Raw genomic sequence first — 18,184 nt, forward strand, 5'->3', positions numbered from 1 at the left:
CATCTGGTAGAGCGCCACCTTGCCAAGGTGGAGGTAGCGAGTTCGAGCCTCGTAATCCGCTCCAAAAACGGCGCTATAGCCAAGTGGTAAGGCGTGGGTCTGCAACACCCTGATCCCCAGTTCAAATCTGGGTGGCGCCTCTTAAAGCATCTGCAAAAGCAGATGCTTTTTATTTTTTGCCTACTTTTTCTTTAAACAAATCTTATTTTTTTTGTAAAAACCTCTTGAATATTAATCATTTTTAATATATAATATTAATGTATGGGCTCTTTTGACCATTTCTCAATAGGACCATTTTTACCGAAAATAAAATGGCAAGCATCAAGCCATCATATCAAGGAGAATTTTATGAAAAAGCTTAACGGTATAAAGCTTAAGCACCGTAAAAATACAGAAAACAGTTCTACTGTAGATTTTCCTGTTCCTTCTAAAGTCACAATCCCTATGTCAATGACTATGGGTGCACCATGTCAGCCGTTAGTAAAGGTTGGTGACAATGTTGCTGTTGGTCAGATGATAGGCGATACTGACGCGGCATTCAGTGCTCCCGTGCATTCAGGCGTTTCGGGTAAAGTCACTGCAATAAGTGATTATCGCAGCGCTGTGGGAACAGTATGTAAAATGATAGAAATTGAAACAGACGGTCTCCAGACTATATCAGATGAAGTAAAGCCGCCTGTTGTCACAGATAAGGAAAGCTTTGTAAAAGCTGTTCGTCAGAGCGGAGCCTGCGGACTTGGCGGTGCCGGTTTTCCCACACATATAAAACTGAATCCCAAAGCTGATATTGATACACTGATTATCAATGCGGCTGAATGCGAGCCTTACATAACTGCCGATTACCGAGAGATGATAGAAAACCCACAGGATATTATCAACGGTATAAATATGGTAAAGTCTCAGCTGGGCATAAAGTCAGCAAAGCTCGCTATCGAAGCCAATAAGCCAGAGGCTATCAAAAACTTTACTGCTATGGCAGAAAATGATGATACCATAGATATAATCACTTTGCCGTCTGCTTACCCTCAGGGTGCTGAAAAAGTCATCATCTATAATTCTACGGGCAGAATAGTAAACGAGGGCTCATTGCCTGCCGATGCTGGCGTTATCGTTATGAATGTTTCCACAGTTGCTTTTCTGTATCGTTATATGCAGACAGGTATGCCACTCGTTACGCGCCGTCTAACTATTGACGGTAATGCAGTAGGAGAGCCTAAAAACGTTCGTGCTATTATAGGCACATCGTTCAGGGAGCTTCTGGAATTCTGTAAAACCGATACAGCTTCTATAAAAAAGCTAATTGCAGGCGGTCCTATGATGGGTATGAGTGTTCCTGATATTGAAATGCCTGTAGTCAAGACTTCAAATGCTCTCCTTGCTTTCAACCATTACGACGAGCGTAAAACATCCAACTGTATCCGCTGCGGACGATGTGTAAGAGTATGTCCCCTCGGACTTATGCCAGCAGATATTGACAGAGCTTTTAAGATACGCAATATAGAAGAACTTAAACAGCTCAAAGTTATGCTCTGCATGAACTGTGGAAGCTGTACATATGTCTGTCCTGCAAACAGAAAGCTTGCAGAAACCAATCAGCTTGCAAAAGCACTTATCCCACGAAAGTAAGGAGGCGGATAATCAATGAATAAGCTTATTGTTTCGCCGTCCCCACATGACGAAAACTACACTAAAACAACAAATATAATGCTGAACGTTATTATCGCTCTTCTTCCTGCATGGGGGGCAGCGATATACTTCTTTGGTATGCGTGTTATACCTCTGACTGCGGTCTGTATCGGAAGCTGCATATTCTTTGAATACGTATGCCGCGCAATGATGAAACGCAGCAATACTATCGCTGATCTTTCCGCTGTTGTCACAGGACTTATACTTGCTATGAATCTGCCATCGACTCTGCCATACTGGATGGCAGTTATAGGCTCATTTATTGCAATAGTCATTGTAAAGCAGTTATTTGGCGGACTTGGTCAGAACTTCGCAAATCCTGCCATAACCGCAAGAATCGTGCTTATGATAAGTTTCCCTGCGGCAATGACAAAATGGGTAGAGCCATTCACCCACACAGACCTTGACGCTATATCAAGTGCAACCCCGCTTCCTCTTGCAGGAACTGACAATGCCGTATCATACCTTGATCTATTCCTCGGAAAGTGCGGCGGCTGTCTCGGTGAGACCTGCGCTCTTGCACTTCTCATAGGCGGACTTTATCTTGCTGCAAGAAAGATAATCTCCCATGCAGCTCCACTCTCATTCATCGGCAGTCTATTCATTCTCAGCTGGATCAGCGGCTCTGATCCTGTATATCAGATACTCGCAGGAGGCGTTTTCCTGGGGGCTTTCTTCATGGCAACTGACTACGCCACAACTCCCATTACCACCAAAGGAAAGATCGTTTTCGGACTTGGCTGCGGTATCATAACATTTATCATCAGGCGATTCGGCTCGTATCCTGAGGGAGTTTCTTTCTCGATTCTCCTTATGAACGTTCTTACTCCGTATATCGAGCAGCTTACAAGAACTAAGGTACTTGGTGCAAAGGAGGCTGAGAAGAATGAAGGATAAGGTAAAACCTACTGTTGTACTTACAATAATATGTATAATAGCTTCTCTGCTTCTTGTATTTGCATATGAACTTACAAAAGACCGTATCGCAGAACAAAAGTCTCAGAAATTCAGCAGCAGCGTTGAAGCTCTTTTCGGAAAGACCGAAAGCAAGGTCTTGGAGCTGAAATGCGGCTATGATGAGATACAGACGATAGCTGTAACCCCCGATAAAAAAGCAGTCCTTCAGGTATGTACAGACGGCTATTCAAAGGACGGCATAGATATACTTGTTGGATTTGATGAGCAGGGAAGTATCACAGGAATTGAATTTGTTTCACTTGGTGAAACTCCTGGTTTAGGTTCAAAAATCCGCGATGAAGCTGATTTCAGAAAACAGTTTTATGGACTTGATTCACCATCAGATAGCTTTGACGCTATAAGCGGTGCTACTTTTTCTTCCAATGGAATGAAACACGCAGTCGATACTGCAATTAAGGCATACAATGAGAACAAGGAGGCGATACTCGGTGGCTGATAAGAAAACTCCGCTTGTAAAAGAGCTTACTAAAGGCATAATAAAAGAAAATCCGACTCTTGTTATGCTGCTGGGTATGTGTCCGACTCTTGCTGTCACTACTCAAGCCATGAACGGCATAGGTATGGGGCTGGCGACAACTTTTGTTCTTCTCGGTTCTAACATAGTTATTTCTGCCCTTAGAAAGGTTATTCCCGATAAGGTCAGAATACCTGCCTTTATCGTTATAATCGCAAGCTTTGTTACTCTCATCGGCTTTTTGCTTGAGGGCTTTGTGCCGAGCCTTTATGACAGTCTCGGTATTTATCTTACACTTATCACTGTAAACTGTATCATATTTGGCAGAGCAGAGATGTTCGCAAGTAAAAACGGTATTTTAGCTTCTGCACTTGACGCAATAGGTATGGGTGCTGGCTTTACACTGGCGCTGTTCCTCATGGGCTCTATACGAGAGATTATCGGGGCAGGGCAGTGGCTTGGAATGAAATTGCCTGTACTCAGTGAAAATCCAATGCTGTTCTTTATTATGCCGGCAGGAGGCTTCTTCACTCTTGGAATGATAATCGCGGCTGTAAATAAACTTAAAAATAAAAAGCCGCCTCAGGAGCTTGGCTGCAGCACCTGTCCAAATGCTAAGAACTGTGGAAAGGAAGGTGACTGTCATTGAAGACCATACTCGCAATAATGCTTTCAGCTATGCTGACAGATAACTTCGTTCTTTCAAAATTCATGGGAATATGTCCGTTTCTCGGCGTTTCAAAAAAGCTTGACAGCGCGGCAGGAATGGGTATTGCAGTTACTTTTGTAATGATATGCGCAACTATAGTTACATATCCGATACACCACGGAATCCTCGTTCCAAACGAACTGGAATACTTCGACACAGTTGTATTTATTCTTGTAATTGCGCTCTTTGTTCAGTTGGTAGAAAACTTCCTGAAAAAATGTGTTCCGTCGCTATACAGCTCTCTCGGCGTCTATCTGCCGCTTATAACCACAAACTGTGCGGTTCTTGGCGTTACAGTTCTTAATATCGACAACGATTATACATTTTTCCAGTCAATTATCAACGCACTTTTCGGCGGACTCGGCTTTATGATAGTGCTGATTATCTTCTCCGGAGTACGCAAAAAGCTTGAATACGCGGATATTCCCGAGACATTTAAGGGCGTTCCCGCAACGCTTATTGCCGCTTCTATAGTTTCAATAAGCTTCATGGGCTTTGCAGGACTTATAAAATAAGGGAGGGTTAATACTATGACTTATATTATACCTGCTCTTATTTTAGGAGGCTGCGGTATACTCGCCGGTGTTCTCCTCACTATAGCAGCAAAGATCTTTTATGTCAAAGTCGATGAAAGGATCGAGAAAATAAATGATGCACTGCCACAGGCAAACTGCGGAGCCTGTGGATTTGCAGGCTGCTCGGATTATGCTTCGGCTATTATCAATAAAGGGGCAGCTACTAACCTTTGCCGTCCCGGCGGAAGCGATTCCGCAAATAAAATAGCCTCTATTCTTGGAACTAAAGCAGCAGAAGTTGTTCCAATGACAGCTGTAGTACATTGCAGCGGTGACTGCAATGCAACAGAAAAGGCATTCATTTTCGACGGAGTTCAGTCCTGTAAGGCTGTTAAACGCTTTTACGGCGGCAGCGGAATGTGTAAATACGGCTGTATAGGACTTGGCGACTGTGTTACTGTATGTGAGCATAACGCAATAAAAATCGTAAACGGAATCGCTAAAGTCACACCTTCTCTTTGTGGAGCCTGCGGACAATGCGCAGCTGTCTGTCCCAATCAGCTTATAGAGATAAAGCCGTTATCAAAATGCATTGACGTCTTATGTTCTTCAGGTGATAACGGAAAAACTACAAAGCTTGTATGTAAAAACGGTTGTATCGGCTGTAAGATATGTGAAAAGAAATGTCCGAACGAGGCTATTATCGTAAATAATTTTCATGCTGCTATTGACCACAGCAACTGTTCAAACTGTGGCATCTGCATTGAATCATGTCCTGCAAAAGTAATACATAGATGCAATTCATAACAAAAAGCCACAGCTAAGCTGTGGCTTTTTTATCATATAAGCTTTCTTTCATCACAGTATTCACATTCAAGAAGCGTTTCATCTCCGCTTGAACGGAAGCTTTTTGGAAGGTATTCCTCATGATTTGTAATACATTTCGGATTTGAGCAGCGGACTCCGCTGAACAGCTTTCCTTTGAGAGTTTCAGATGACTTTTTTTCTCTGAGAATAGTCAGTATAAGAGCCATACGCACATACATACCGTATTTTGCCTGTTTGAAGTACATTGCACGTTCATCATCGTCAACCTCGACTGTAATTTCGTCAACTCTTGGAAGGGGATGCATTACTATCATATCCTTTTTCGCACCCAGCATTTTTCTTCTGTCAAGAACATATGTATTCTTCTGAGCGAGGTATTCCTCTTCGCTTGCAAAACGTTCCTGCTGTATTCTTGTCATATATAATACATCAAGACTTCCTATAGCTTCTTCAATAGTCTTGACTTCCTTGTACTTGCTTCCGTTTGCTTTTATTATATCCTTTATGTACGCAGGCATACCAAGCTCTTTTGTAGAAATGAACACAAAATTATTATCCGGGAACATACTAAGAGCCTTGCAAAGTGAATGAACAGTTCTTCCATTGAGAAGATCTCCGCACATACCTATAGTAAGTCCTGAGAGAGTCTTTTTCTCTATTTTTAGTGTAAGCAGGTCTGTTAGTGTCTGAGTCGGGTGGAGGTGTCCGCCGTCACCTGCGTTGATAACAGAGCAGTCAGCGGTAAGAGAAGCTGCCTTAGCTGCTCCTGCGATCGGGTGACGTATTACAAGAACATCTGCATAATTGCTGACGATCTTTGTGGTATCTTTTATAGTCTCACCTTTGGCAACAGATGAATTTGCAGGATTATCAAATCCGATTATCTGACCGCCAAGTCTTATCATAGCTGCCTGAAAGGACATCTGTGTACGTGTGGAAGGCTCATAGAAAAGTGTAGCCATTATCTTTCCATCACATTCATGTGCGAAATCAGAAGGGGACTGATATATCTTTTCTCCAAGCTCAACCACTTTTTGCCACCATGAAACAGGATAATCGTTCAGGTCAATAAGATGCTGATATTCCGAAATCATATTTTGTACCTCCGTTATATTATTACAGTATTTTACTGTCATTGATTATCATTTCAAACTGAACTCCAAGAAACTCTGAAGCCCTTCTGCAAAGGAGCATACGCTTCATAAAAATCTCAAAATATTCAAGAACAGATGATATTTCAGTATCTATCTGAAGCTCAAGAATGATCGATGACTTATCATCGTTGAATTTTACAGCTGATTGTACAACGGCATAGTTTACACGGTCATGGATATCAAAAGTGAGAAGGTCTGTGTTGCGGACGCGGCTTCTGCGCACATCTGTTTTGTCGCCGATTATCATTGCCGCAGATATTGCGTCAAGCGGCTGTCCCGTACCCTCATCGTGATTGCCTATAGCCGAGATTATAGAGCATATCTCGTCCGCAGGCATACTGAGATTATCCAGAAGCCTGAATGCCATTACAGCACCGCTTTGCGCGTGGTCAACGCGGTTTATAACATTGCCTATATCATGCATTATAGAAGCTATCCTTGCGAGCTCAACTGTTCTTTCATCGTATCCCAGAGTTTCAAGGATAAGTGCAGATGTATGAGCCACACGCTCAACATGAGGAAATGAATGCTCGGTATATCCGAGGGCTTCAAGAGCGCTGTCTGCTCTTTGTATATATTCCATTATGTCTGGATTCTGTTTAATATACTTGTATGTTACCTTACTTGCCATATTATCTCCGTTTGATCAATATTTTCCGTTATTTTCAAAATAGACCTTGTACCAGATAAGGAAAATGAATACAGTCCATATCTTTCGGCTGTTATCATTCTTTCCCTCACGGTGGTCGTTAAGAAGCTTGAGCAGAGGAGCAGTATTGAAAAACTCCTTTGCGCTTTCGCTTTCAAAATAGCTTTTTACAAGCTCATAGTACTTATCTTCTTTAAGCCAAACTCTTATTGGCACAGGAAAACCAAGTTTCTTTTTAGCTGCTGTTTTTGCAGTCTGCTCGGGAGTATCCTTTTTTGCGGCAAGACGCATAGCATATTTGGTGATATACTTGGTCTCGTCAGTTCCCTTATCATGAGTTACACGGTATTTCGTAGGTATCCTTTCAGCTAAAGCCATTACCTCCTTATCGAGGAACGGAACTCTAAGCTCAAGAGAATTAGCCATGCTCATTTTATCGGCTTTTAGGAGGATATCTCCTGCCATCCACATATGCAGATCGAGATACTGCATTTTTGTAACGTCGTCCTTATCCTTTACATTAGCATAAAACGGCTTTGTTATAGCTGTCGGATCAGGAGCGTCTGTAGTAATTTTCAGAAGTGCCTTTCTTTCCTCTGGCTTGAACATATAAGCGTTGCCGATAAAGCGCTCCTCAACATCCTTGCCCTTACGTACAAAGAAATTTACTCCGCGCTTTGCAGGCAGTTTTGAAGCAATCGCACCTATTCCGCGTTTTACAGCTCTCGGGAGCTTGTCATAAATAGTTCCGTCAGGATCGCTGTAAACATTATATCCGCCGAAAATCTCATCTGCTCCTTCTCCTGATAGAACAACTTTCAGCTTTTCAGAAGCAATATTGCACACAAAATAAAGTGCGATAGCAGAAGGATCCGCAAGCGGTTCGTCCATGTGATACTGTATCATGGAAAGATTATCCCAGTATTCCTCGGGAGTAATGACCTTGCTGATATTTTCCTTGCCAATAGCCTTTGAGAAGTTCTTAGCCCAGCCTATCTCATTATATTTTTCATCAGTGCCAAAGCCGACCGTAAAGGTCTTGTCTACGTCGGCAATAGCTGCAACATAGCTTGAATCAACACCGCTCGAAAGGAACGACCCAACTTCAACATCGGCAATTTTATGTGCTTCAACAGAATTATGGAATGTATCTGATATTCTGTTTACCCATTCATCAAGGTCAGGCTTTTCGTCTGCATTGAAATGAACGTCCCAATAGCGCTTGGCTTCAAAATGTCCGTTCTTTAACTTAAAATAGTGTGCAGGCGGCAGCTTGTAAACATTTTTAAAAAACGTTTCATAAGTAGGGGAGAACTGAAAGGTGAGATAGTTCTCAAGCGCTGACGTATTGAGCTCCTTTGTAAACTTTGGATGCTCAAGTAAACTCTTTATCTCAGAACCAAACATGAATACACCATTCATATTGGCATAATACATTGGCTTGATCCCGAAAAAATCTCGTGCACCGAAGAGTTCCTTTTTATTTTTATCCCAGATAACAAAGGAAAACATACCTCTGAGCTTATTGAGAAGCTTTTCGCCAAATTCTTCATAACCGTGGATAAGCACTTCAGTATCAGTATTCGTACTGAAAGTATGTCCTGCTTTAACAAGTTCCTGACGGATGTCTCTATAATTATATATTTCGCCGTTAAAAACAATGACCAGCGAGGAATCCTCGTTAAAAATCGGCTGGTCGCCTGTAGAGCTTACATCGATTATGCTAAGTCTGCGATGACCGAGCGCAATATCTTCATCTATGTATTTGCCCTCAGCGTCAGGGCCGCGATGTTTTATACGATCCATCATCTTTTCAAGAACGTCATTTGAATTGTCAATATTATTCGTAAAACCTACGATTCCGCACATATATACGTGACCTCCGATTATCTAAGCGATTAAATCTCCCAAAATATTATACTACAAATAAAGATATTTTGCAACACTAAAGTTTTAAATTATTTATCGTCAGATTTATCGGACTTTATCTTAGAAAGTGGATTGCTTTCAATTGCATTTCTAACGTTTTCATCATTAAGGTGAGTATATATCTCCGTTGTGGAAATGCTTGCGTGACCGAGAAGCTCCTTCAGTGTAAGCACATCAGCATCACCATACTGATACATTAGAGTTGCAGCAGTATGTCTCAGCTTATGAGTTGTAATTCCTTTTCCATCAAGATCAGCCTTCTGTATCATATCCTCAACGATCTGCTGAACTCTGCGCTTAGAAATTCTGCGGTTCTGGTTGCTTATAAACAACGCAGGCTCATCAGCCGCCTTTGGATTACTTTTTCTTATAGCAAGATACTTTTTTAAAGCGTCTACGCAGGCATCATTAAGGTAAACCATTCGTTCTTTGCTGCGTTTTCCGAGCACCTTCAAGCGATTCTCATAGAAATCAATATCCTTTATATCAATTCCGACAAGCTCACTGAGACGCATTCCACAGTTAAGGAATAATGTTATTATACAGTAATCGCGCTTTGAATCAGCAGTATCAGCAGCCTCAAGAAGCCGCATACTTTCATTGAGAGAAAGAAATTTCGGCAGGGAAGTCCTCGGAACAGGAATATCAAGATCTTTTGTAGGATTTTCCTTAATAATATGAGCTACCTTTTCAAGATATTTAAAAAAGTTTCGCAAAGAAGATATTTTCCTGTAGCGTGCTCTGTCTTTGTTCTGACGCTCATCAGAGGCATAAAAAATAAAATTGTATATATCAGAAACACTGATCTTTTTCAGTTCTTCAACTGTCATATCACTTATATCAATATCCTCAATATCTTTTCCCGTATTAAGATTGCTTTCGTGAATATATCTCAGGAAAAGTCTTATATCAGTATAATATTCTTCAATAGTACGCTGTGCAAGGAGCTGAACTATTTTGATATGCACAAGATATTCGTTTAAAAATTCCGGATTGGAGTTATTGTTTAAATTTTTCATAAATAATCATTCTCAATAATGTATTCAAGAACACGAGATTCACGCTCGATAAGAATAAGGTCGTAATCACCGTGATCATGTGTGCGGTTTGTAAGAATAGCATCTTTTGGAGAAACCAATCTCAGAGAAAATCCCTCATCAAGCTCATATTCGTCCAACGACTGGGATCTAACAAAATTCTCAACATCGCACAGATAATAATAGTTTTCCTGATGAAATATTTCGTTTTCAGCAAATCGACTTTTCTGTATACGAATTACAGAGCCAAGCTCACGAACAGAACTATCCAAGACAGTTAATCCGGTTTCTTCAAGAACCTCACGTTTAAGAGTTTCAATATGATCTTCATCATTTTCAATTCCGCCGCCTGGAAATTTATAATAGTCATACTTGTCACTATAAACCATCGCGACCTTATTGCGAGTAATAATTACGCCTCTGACAGATGGTCGTTTATAGCATCTATAGCTTTCATCATAATCCTTTAGATCTATTTTAAATAATTGTTTCATTGATCAAACCCCCTTATTTTTTTGATCAAAGTTTCACCAAACTTTGATTAATTACGTAAATTAAAGCCTTGCGAAGTCGCAGGGCTTTTTTTGTTACTGGAGCGCCTAAGACACTTTTTCCTTTTTCAGATATGCCGTAAGGCGGGAAGGGGGCGCGCTACAGCGCACAAGAATTAGTGTAGAAGAAAAGAGTGTCGGACGGGGGAAAGGAACCGTTTCCCCCGTTACATATCTTGAATAGAACATATTTCAATCCGTCGGAGACACCGCATTATCTTCTGTTGTTCTGCGGCGGTCTCTGTTGTTGCTGTTGTTGCTGTTGCATAAACTGCTGTTGTTGCCAATACATCTGCTGTTGCATTTGTAGTTGTTGTTGTAGAAGTTGTTGTGTTCTTTTCTGGTGTTCTCGCTCGTCTGTTCTTCTTTTAATTTTAAAAGCTAATTTTAAAGTCCATATAGTAATTATAAGTACAATACCTACTACAATTATTATAATCCATAATGTTAAAGGATTCATTATTTTTCACTCCTTCCTGCTAAATAATCAATAGTAACATTATAAAAATCAGCTAATTTTGCGGCTTTATGCAATGTAATATCTTGTATACCTCGTTCCCATTTTGATATTTGAACTTGGTTAGTTTCCATATATTCTGCGGCTTCTTCTTGTGTCTTCTTTGAAGCTAAACGTGCTATCTTTAAATTATTGTTATAATGCATAAGAATCAACCTTTCATTTTGTTTATAACTCCAAAGTTATTATAATATATCCTAAAGGACTTGACAATAACCTATAAGTTATGTTATAGTAAATATAACCTAAAGGTTATATATTTTTTATCTTAGTATATAACTTATAGGATATATCTAAATATTAATTATCCCTTTAACCGAGGGGAAAGGAGAAAAAGGAAATGAAAACATTATTTATCGGTTACACAAGGAAAGTAGGTTCATTCACAAACGAAAAGACAGGCGAGCTTGTCGAGTACAGCAACAGAGATTTGCGTTTTATAACGGACGCTAATCCAAATACTGACGTAAGAGGTTTTTCACAGTTTGTTGAACCGAAGATGAAGCTTGCACAGCTTGCGCAGATACTTAAAGTACCTGAGACCGATGAAGCAGTAGACAAGGCGCTGACTGCGCTTCTCAACAGAGAAGTAATTCTTAATTATGCCCCTGTAGGGGATAAGCTTTCCGTTGTATGGTTCGCACTGCGGAAGCAATAACAAAGTAAGTCCATACCTTTTTGAAAGTCAACTTTCAAAAAGTTGGAATAAAATCTGTAAGGAAAGGAGAGCCAATAAAATGGGAGAGACAACAAGTAACGCAATCAATGTGAGTGATGCAATGACTGATGTTGGTACAGCCCTTACTTCTGTACTTACATTTGTTACCTCAAATCCTATCTGCATTATCTTCATTGGTTTCGCAATCGGTAGAAGGGCAATAGGACTTTTCACAAAGAGTTCAAATGCTGTAAAGTAAACTGAAAACGGCAGGGGGGCACTGCCCACATATGTCTCCGTATGTCGTTTACCCCCTGTCATATCCGACAGGGGGTAATTTTTTATGAAGAAAATTATTATATCATGTATAGCAATCATAACTATGATGTTATACATAGCAAGTCCACTATTCATTAAACCAATACAAGCAAATGCGGCAACAGTTCAAGCTGAGGTAGGTGTACCAAATGAAACAAAGGGCAATAGATATATTACTCTTGAAGATATTCTTTCGTACTATGGTAATGACAAGATGTATTATTTTGTAACTGGACAAGATTCATATTTCTATACTGATTGTCTTATTTTTGATGATTATGAGAGTATTGACGAAAATTATATTAGCGGTAATTATACCTATAAGTATCGTATAGTTAGACCTACATTGAATGGTGGTAATGCTATTATATACACTCGCCGTGTTGATACAAGTAACCAATATGATTGGAAGATAAGATGCTCAGAAACTGAACAGACTGGTAATATATTAATTGGTGCTAATTATAAATCTTTTTCAGGAACTGGGGTTACTCGCACTTTTGGAAGTGACGGCTCTGGCTTAGTAAGCCATGAAGAAAACTTTGAACCACCTACACCAAGTCTTGATTTATCTGTATCATTTGCATATCCTATGAGCGGTACTATGACAAGGCAAACTATAGGTGATAATGGAATACCTTCATCATCTGACGGAAATATAATGTATGTAGATAATCGACGTGGTGATGACGCGCAGTTTTGTATGGCTATAGTGCCCAAAGGAGAAAGCCTTAACTTCAATACATGGATATATACAGGCAGAGACAATATCATTGGTGATCCAACTTATGTGTATATGTGTGATGAATGGCAAAGCTTCGGAGCGTTATCAGCTATAAATATAGGAGATAGTACAGCAAGTGCAAATTCAATATATGCGGCTTGTGCTTGGCACGCAGTTCCTTCCGGTACTAATAGAACATATGGCTTGGTGTGGGAATCAATGGATTTACAAGCTAATAAAGAATATGATGTTGTAGTTTACGCATGCCTAAATCCAGATATGGAAGAAATGAGCGGTTTCTATTATGATAACTACAATCTTGGTGGAACATATTCAGTATGTGGTACGTTGAATGATGTACAGGAAGTATATAGAAGTACTTTCTCAATGACTGACCCTATGAAATTCAATCCAGAATACAAAAATCCTCATGATAGTTCATATGCTTGGAATCCGAATTCGTCAAATTCAGGATTATGGGAAAACGGTTCAGCATATAAAGATGAAAATGGCAACATAGTTATTAAAGGTTTCAAGACAGGAGCAAGCACATTGTCATGGGAAAACGGCGGCTCTGGTTCTGGATACCTTAACGGAAGTACAAGCGGTGCAAATATTAATGTTAATAAAGCGTATGGCGGCTTTTTCGGGTGGTTCAAGGGACTTCTCGGACTGTTGCCTATGGAGTATAATCTGCTTATACTGTTCGGATTTGTAGGTATAGTTGCTATAGGCTTAATTAAGGCGGTGAAGTAAATGAAATGGTTTCAAAGGATATTAGCGATATTCTCGGGAACATTTGTTGTTAATATGTTAGTTAATGATCAAGAGGAAATGGTCGAACTATCCAGTAATGAAACATTCCATAATTTTATAGAAGGTGCAAAAGGGCTTTTATTCGGACCTATAGTATGGATTTTTGAAACATTCATAAAAAGTCCTAAGAGCTTCTTTGAAGGTATCGGTACAAAGATAGTTAATGCTTTAGGACTAACACCTGAGAATATCTTATCTGCAAGTTTTCTGTATATAGTAATAGGCTTAATTATCGGTATCATGGTAATCAAGTATATTATAACATGGGTTCTTGAGCTTGTTTCTAAGCTTGCGGATCCTGCATAATAAGGAGTGTGAATCCATGGAAAATATGCGTATAGCAGTATCAAAGACTGTACAAATGTTAGACGCAAGTAAATTGACATTCGGCTCGTTTTCGTTTTCTCTATGGCAAATGATATTTGCGTTTGCGTCTTTAAGGCTATTTATATGGTTTATAATAACACTTTTTACGAAAGATGAGGATTAAAAATGTTAAGAGGAATAATATATATTTTTATAATAATTTATCTTATAAGTGCGGCAGTAGGAATGGTGGGCTTCTTCATTGATATTGTAAAATGGCATTTCAAAGAAGAAAAGGAAGACATAATACCGTCAGCAGTATTCAATGAAAGTGAGGTGAACGCAGATGAACGAGGAAACAATGGAGATAGAGGAAACAACGACAGAATCTGTGACAGAGGAAACGACGGAACAGGAAACGACAACTACGATATTAGTGACGTCTTCCGAAACCTCAACAGTGACAGCAATAGTTGATGTAGGAGAAGGCTATCCAGATTACAGCGAGAATCCCCTGCACGAATTGTTTGATATGCTTGGAGTAAATCTTGATTACGTTCCGAAGAATCCCTATCAGTGTTTTTCTATGGCGTGTTCGGTATTAGTAGCTCTATGGTTTATCATATGGTTCTGTAAATTCCTGTTAGCGTGTTCAAAAGATTTGTTTAAATAAGGAATGAAAAGAAATGACAAATATAATTATTATATTAAAAAAATTCTGGAAACTGCCAGTTGTAATATTTTATTATGTATTTGACCTTTGTCTTTATTATTACTATCAAAAATACAGGTTGTTCCCCGGGTGGGGAATACACCTGTATACAGGTAAATTCGGACAAGGCAAAACAAGTATGATGACTATGAGAGCTTATGAATACGCTGTAAAATACCCACAGCTAAATATCTTAACAAATGTTGAGCTAAAGAATTTCCCTGAGCATACAAGAATTATACCTCTTAAAGAAGCTAAAGATATTCTGAATGCTCCAAAGAATACGTTAGTGCTGATTGACGAGATAGGTACCTTGTTCAATTCCAGAGATTTCAGCACAGGAAAGAACAGTGTTCCGAAACCTGTGTTCCAACATTTGTGCCAGTGCAGAAAAAGGCACATGATGATAATGGCAACAGTACAGCGATTCAATCTTTTGGATAAGCAGATAAGGGATATAACTGCAACAGTAAAGACTTGTTCTGCTATAGGTAAATATCCGTTCACAAGATTGTATACGATAGTTACATACAGTATAGATGAATATGAAGCGTATACAGCAAATAAGATGTACAATCCTTCTCCGAGCTATTCAGAGGTAGTAATACAGAAAGAACAATATAGACACCTGTATGACACTACAGAGCTTATACAGGGACTGCTTACAGCAGATTACTTGTCAGATGAAGAAATACTCAGGAATCAAGGAATTACGGCAGAGTTCATGGACGGAAGCAAGGAAGGTCAGAGAGCATACAGGAAGGCTGTAAAACGTCGGCGGTGAGTGGGGCAGGGGAGCCCCTTTGGGGCTCCCACTCCCCACCGCACCGCCTGTGGCTCTACTTGATTATAGCCACATATTAGTGGCAAACCTAAAGAAAATGTTGCAAATGCAACAGAAATGAGTTGATATATATGAACCACTTACAGGAGCTTGTGGACTATACTCCTAAGACTTCAGGAGAAGTCTACAGGAATAGTAAAACAAAGATATATACCGACGGAACAACAAATACTATAGTAAGTCGGGCAAGCATTTTTAAAGATAAATATATATTAACTGAGAACACAGAGAACAAAGACGAACAAAAGCAAGATAATATAAAGCTTATGCGTGAAGCATATGAAGATAAAATTGATAAAGTCTATACGATACTTAAAAGGTGTGGAATTATGTCAACTGATTTTTGGGAACTTACATCATATGAGAATGATGATGATTTTCTTTGTCGATTAACTAATATCGGAATGAGTATCCATGATTATGATTACTGTAATAATTACTTCAAAAAGAAGATACCACAGGAGAAAAGCAAATCAACCTCATACCCGAGAGCAGACAGTGTAAAGAGAGCTAAAGACCAGATATTTGATTACGTCCTTAATAATGACTTTGATTACTTCTTTACAGGAACTATAAACCCTGAGTTATTTGACAGTAAAGAACCTAAAGACTTGCTCAAACCTGTTCAGAATTGGCTCAAAGATAGAGTTAAACGTGATAATATGTCTTATCTTATGATTGCTGAACGTCATAAAAAAGGCGGAATACATTTTCATGGACTCCTCAGAGCAGACAAGATAAAGCTTGAAGATAGTGGAACTAAGCTGTATGAAGGACATAAGAAACCAATATCCAATGATCGTGCTGAAAAGCTCGGTCTGTATGGTGGACGAACTGTATATAACTTGAAGTCATGGAAGTTTGGCTTTACAACCTGTGTGCCTCTTGTCGGTGACAGAATGAATACTGCATTTTATGTTACAAAGTATATCACTAAGGACTGTAAGAAAATATTCGGTAGCTTCTTTTGGCATAGTAGGAACTTAAAAAAGCCCCTTATTGTCATAGATGATATGGACTTTGATAATTTAGAAGCTGTAGAAAGTAACGGCTTTAAATACATATTCAAGAGAGGTAGCGAAAATGCGTCAGAGTGAATTTTCATTGTTGTATGCATATCTGTATAACAATCAGTTGGAGCTTGAACAGGAAGTAAAACAAATGCAAACAAATATCCGTTATCGTCGGATAGATGAAACAGACTGCTTTGAGCTTGCCTGTGCAATAGAGCGTCTGAATACCTTCAAACAAGTATCAGAGGATATACGGAGTATGCTTGGTATATTCGATAAAAAGTGTAAAAAGGAGAATAAAAAATGAAAGTATTATTTATTATTATGGTAATTGTTTACCTTTCATTATGCGTAATATCAGCAGTTAAAAAAAGAAAAGCAAAGAAGGAGTTTACCTATGATTATTCCAAAAGTAAGCAAAGTAAAGTACAGAAGCAATAAGCGCATTAAGCGCAACCTGTTTACCCGAGCATTAAGAGATATTCAATTACAATGCTATGAGGGTTATTACAGTATGCAATGTGATAGCTGTAAAATAAGGAAAAGCTGTTGGTTCTGTGGCTTAAAGCCTGTAAAGGAGTAATTATATGATTGTTTTATTTATAATAGTTATTGGGCTTTCTTTATCTGGTGTAATAGGTTGGTTACTTATTTCATTTGCTTATTGTTTTTGGCATGGTTGTACATTTAAAGAGTTGTGGGATTTTTCTGATATAAAGTCTGGAAAGGAGTAATTATGTGGACTTTATTAGATATACATGAATTTATCATACGTGATTGTATTTTTAATTGTCCGTATGATCTCGGTAAAATTTGTACTTGTTTATCATTAGTATGTAATCTTTCGTATGATATATCATTAGACATGATTGAAAACGGTTATTATTGAGGAGAATGAAAAATGATAAGAATTATAATTACGCTTCTGATATTATTATTAATCGCTTTTGTAGGCTTATTCTTGTATGCATGGTCATATGCAAAATCACAGGGTTATACCTTAAAGCAATTATGGATAATATATAATCAGATAGAAGACGAAACCAAAAAGGGATAGGGAATTTTGGGGCGCATATGGTGGAGTGTTGAAACTCCACCTAAAGTTTCACCAAACTTTGATTTGGTGAAACTTTGTATCAAATTTCATTATCATCATTATAGCACTCTTTTTCTTCTGATTCAAGCCTTTTCTTCACATTCTTTATATAGCATGAATAAAAAAGCGAAAGCATGAAAAATAAAATACACGCAAATATAAAAACTGTAAACACTTTTGCTAACATAAAAAAATCACTCCTCATCAGACGAAAAAATAGATTCAAGCAAATCATTCATGTATTCAACAGCAAATTCGTAAAATTCGCAGCCAACACACTTAGTAATATCCTCACAAGAACATAAAATTCCACAACACGACATAAAAATCACTCCTTTACAGGTTTTAAACCACAGAACCAACAACTTTTATAGATCGGACATAACTTACCGCAGGTCATAGGAAAATTACCTTTGTAACATTCCATTTGAAGAAAATTAATAACTCTGTTATTTTCAACAACTGACTTTCGTTTGAATGACTTATATTTTTTTCTACTCGGTATCAACATTATCTTCATTCCTTTCATTAAGTTTAAGTAATAAACGAATATGTTTTGTAATTTCTTTAAATGTTTCAAGCTCTTGTTGAGCTAACATTAATTCAATACAATCAACAGTATCTATATTCCTAAAACGGATATTACTTTGAAGCTGATGTACATGATTTTCAAGCCTAACACGATTATTA

General features: G+C 38.7%; 22 protein-coding genes and 1 tRNA gene. 15 read left to right on the top strand and 8 right to left on the bottom strand.

Annotated elements, in window-relative coordinates:
- Window positions 1-69: 69 nt before the first annotated feature.
- The 7 genes from K5677_RS13130 to K5677_RS13160 all read left to right on the top strand — a co-directional run bounded on the left by K5677_RS13130 (window position 70) and on the right by K5677_RS13160 (window position 5,149).
- A tRNA-Cys gene (locus K5677_RS13130) sits at window positions 70-140 on the top strand.
- A gap of 208 nt (window positions 141-348) precedes the next feature.
- A complete protein-coding gene (gene rsxC / locus K5677_RS13135) occupies window positions 349-1,626 on the top strand; it encodes an electron transport complex subunit RsxC (protein ID WP_296728828.1) in 1,278 nt (425 codons plus the stop codon).
- Window positions 1,627-1,641: 15 nt separating this feature from the next.
- On the top strand, window positions 1,642-2,583 hold the full coding sequence (locus K5677_RS13140; RefSeq protein ID WP_296728830.1) for an RnfABCDGE type electron transport complex subunit D: 942 nt from the start codon (window positions 1,642-1,644) through the stop codon (window positions 2,581-2,583).
- Complete coding sequence (locus tag K5677_RS13145; RefSeq protein ID WP_296728832.1) at window positions 2,573-3,100, top strand: FMN-binding protein; 528 nt, start codon at window positions 2,573-2,575, stop codon at window positions 3,098-3,100. The genes K5677_RS13140 and K5677_RS13145 overlap by 11 nt, the downstream gene beginning before the upstream one ends.
- Complete coding sequence (locus K5677_RS13150) at window positions 3,093-3,767, top strand: electron transport complex subunit E (protein ID WP_296728834.1); 675 nt, start codon at window positions 3,093-3,095, stop codon at window positions 3,765-3,767. The genes K5677_RS13145 and K5677_RS13150 overlap by 8 nt, the downstream gene beginning before the upstream one ends.
- On the top strand, window positions 3,764-4,342 hold the full coding sequence (locus K5677_RS13155) for an RnfABCDGE type electron transport complex subunit A (protein ID WP_296728837.1): 579 nt from the start codon (window positions 3,764-3,766) through the stop codon (window positions 4,340-4,342). The genes K5677_RS13150 and K5677_RS13155 overlap by 4 nt, the downstream gene beginning before the upstream one ends.
- 15 nt (window positions 4,343-4,357) lie before the next feature.
- Window positions 4,358-5,149 carry an RnfABCDGE type electron transport complex subunit B gene (locus K5677_RS13160; protein WP_296728839.1) on the top strand — a complete coding sequence of 264 codons (792 nt, stop codon included), beginning with the start codon at window positions 4,358-4,360 and terminating at the stop codon, window positions 5,147-5,149.
- Window positions 5,150-5,181: 32 nt separating this feature from the next.
- Here the strand turns inward: K5677_RS13160 and pyrB are convergent, their stop codons facing one another.
- The 7 genes from pyrB to K5677_RS13195 form a co-directional block, all read right to left on the bottom strand.
- Window positions 5,182-6,264 carry an aspartate carbamoyltransferase gene (pyrB, locus tag K5677_RS13165; RefSeq protein WP_296728842.1) on the bottom strand — a complete coding sequence of 361 codons (1,083 nt, stop codon included), beginning with the start codon at window positions 6,262-6,264 and terminating at the stop codon, window positions 5,182-5,184.
- A 22-nt stretch (window positions 6,265-6,286) separates the two neighbouring features.
- Window positions 6,287-6,955: an HD domain-containing protein gene (locus K5677_RS13170; protein ID WP_296728847.1), complete on the bottom strand. Its 669-nt coding sequence runs from the start codon at window positions 6,953-6,955 to the stop codon at window positions 6,287-6,289.
- A 15-nt stretch (window positions 6,956-6,970) separates the two neighbouring features.
- Window positions 6,971-8,842 (bottom strand): asparagine synthase (glutamine-hydrolyzing), encoded by a 1,872-nt coding sequence (asnB, locus tag K5677_RS13175; protein WP_296728850.1) that lies wholly within the window; start codon window positions 8,840-8,842, stop codon window positions 6,971-6,973.
- An 89-nt stretch (window positions 8,843-8,931) separates the two neighbouring features.
- Window positions 8,932-9,921 (bottom strand): tyrosine recombinase XerC, encoded by a 990-nt coding sequence (locus K5677_RS13180; RefSeq protein ID WP_296728853.1) that lies wholly within the window; start codon window positions 9,919-9,921, stop codon window positions 8,932-8,934.
- Window positions 9,918-10,433, bottom strand: a complete 516-nt coding sequence (locus K5677_RS13185; protein ID WP_296728855.1) for an NUDIX domain-containing protein — start codon at window positions 10,431-10,433, stop codon at window positions 9,918-9,920. Before K5677_RS13185 ends, K5677_RS13180 begins: the two co-directional genes overlap by 4 nt.
- A gap of 271 nt (window positions 10,434-10,704) precedes the next feature.
- Window positions 10,705-10,950: a hypothetical protein gene (locus tag K5677_RS13190; protein WP_296728857.1), complete on the bottom strand. Its 246-nt coding sequence runs from the start codon at window positions 10,948-10,950 to the stop codon at window positions 10,705-10,707.
- Window positions 10,950-11,153 (bottom strand): helix-turn-helix transcriptional regulator, encoded by a 204-nt coding sequence (locus K5677_RS13195; protein ID WP_296728859.1) that lies wholly within the window; start codon window positions 11,151-11,153, stop codon window positions 10,950-10,952. Before K5677_RS13195 ends, K5677_RS13190 begins: the two co-directional genes overlap by 1 nt.
- Window positions 11,154-11,347: 194 nt before the next feature.
- On the opposite strand from K5677_RS13195, the gene K5677_RS13200 reads away from it, so the two are divergent.
- The 8 genes from K5677_RS13200 to K5677_RS13235 all read left to right on the top strand — a co-directional run bounded on the left by K5677_RS13200 (window position 11,348) and on the right by K5677_RS13235 (window position 16,705).
- Window positions 11,348-11,665, top strand: a complete 318-nt coding sequence (locus K5677_RS13200; RefSeq protein ID WP_296728860.1) for a hypothetical protein — start codon at window positions 11,348-11,350, stop codon at window positions 11,663-11,665.
- 79 nt (window positions 11,666-11,744) lie between these two features.
- Entirely contained in the window at window positions 11,745-11,924 is a 180-nt protein-coding gene (locus K5677_RS13205; protein ID WP_296728862.1) for a hypothetical protein, read from the top strand.
- Between the two features lie 84 nt (window positions 11,925-12,008).
- Window positions 12,009-13,463: a hypothetical protein gene (locus tag K5677_RS13210; protein WP_296728865.1), complete on the top strand. Its 1,455-nt coding sequence runs from the start codon at window positions 12,009-12,011 to the stop codon at window positions 13,461-13,463.
- Window positions 13,464-13,829 carry a hypothetical protein gene (locus K5677_RS13215; protein WP_296728868.1) on the top strand — a complete coding sequence of 122 codons (366 nt, stop codon included), beginning with the start codon at window positions 13,464-13,466 and terminating at the stop codon, window positions 13,827-13,829. It abuts the gene before it with no gap.
- Window positions 13,830-14,015: 186 nt separating this feature from the next.
- Window positions 14,016-14,306 carry a hypothetical protein gene (locus tag K5677_RS13220; protein WP_296728871.1) on the top strand — a complete coding sequence of 97 codons (291 nt, stop codon included), beginning with the start codon at window positions 14,016-14,018 and terminating at the stop codon, window positions 14,304-14,306.
- 209 nt (window positions 14,307-14,515) lie between these two features.
- Complete coding sequence (locus tag K5677_RS13225) at window positions 14,516-15,325, top strand: zonular occludens toxin domain-containing protein (RefSeq protein ID WP_296728873.1); 810 nt, start codon at window positions 14,516-14,518, stop codon at window positions 15,323-15,325.
- Between the two features lie 131 nt (window positions 15,326-15,456).
- Window positions 15,457-16,482 (top strand): hypothetical protein, encoded by a 1,026-nt coding sequence (locus K5677_RS13230; RefSeq protein WP_296728876.1) that lies wholly within the window; start codon window positions 15,457-15,459, stop codon window positions 16,480-16,482.
- Window positions 16,483-16,546: 64 nt separating this feature from the next.
- Entirely contained in the window at window positions 16,547-16,705 is a 159-nt protein-coding gene (locus tag K5677_RS13235) for a hypothetical protein (RefSeq protein ID WP_296728878.1), read from the top strand.
- Window positions 16,706-17,988: 1,283 nt separating this feature from the next.
- On the opposite strand, the gene K5677_RS13240 is transcribed toward K5677_RS13235, so the two are convergent.
- The coding region (locus tag K5677_RS13240; protein WP_296728881.1) for a hypothetical protein at window positions 17,989-18,184 on the bottom strand (196 nt) is incomplete at its 5' end.

Source organism: Ruminococcus sp. (genome assembly GCF_024684275.1).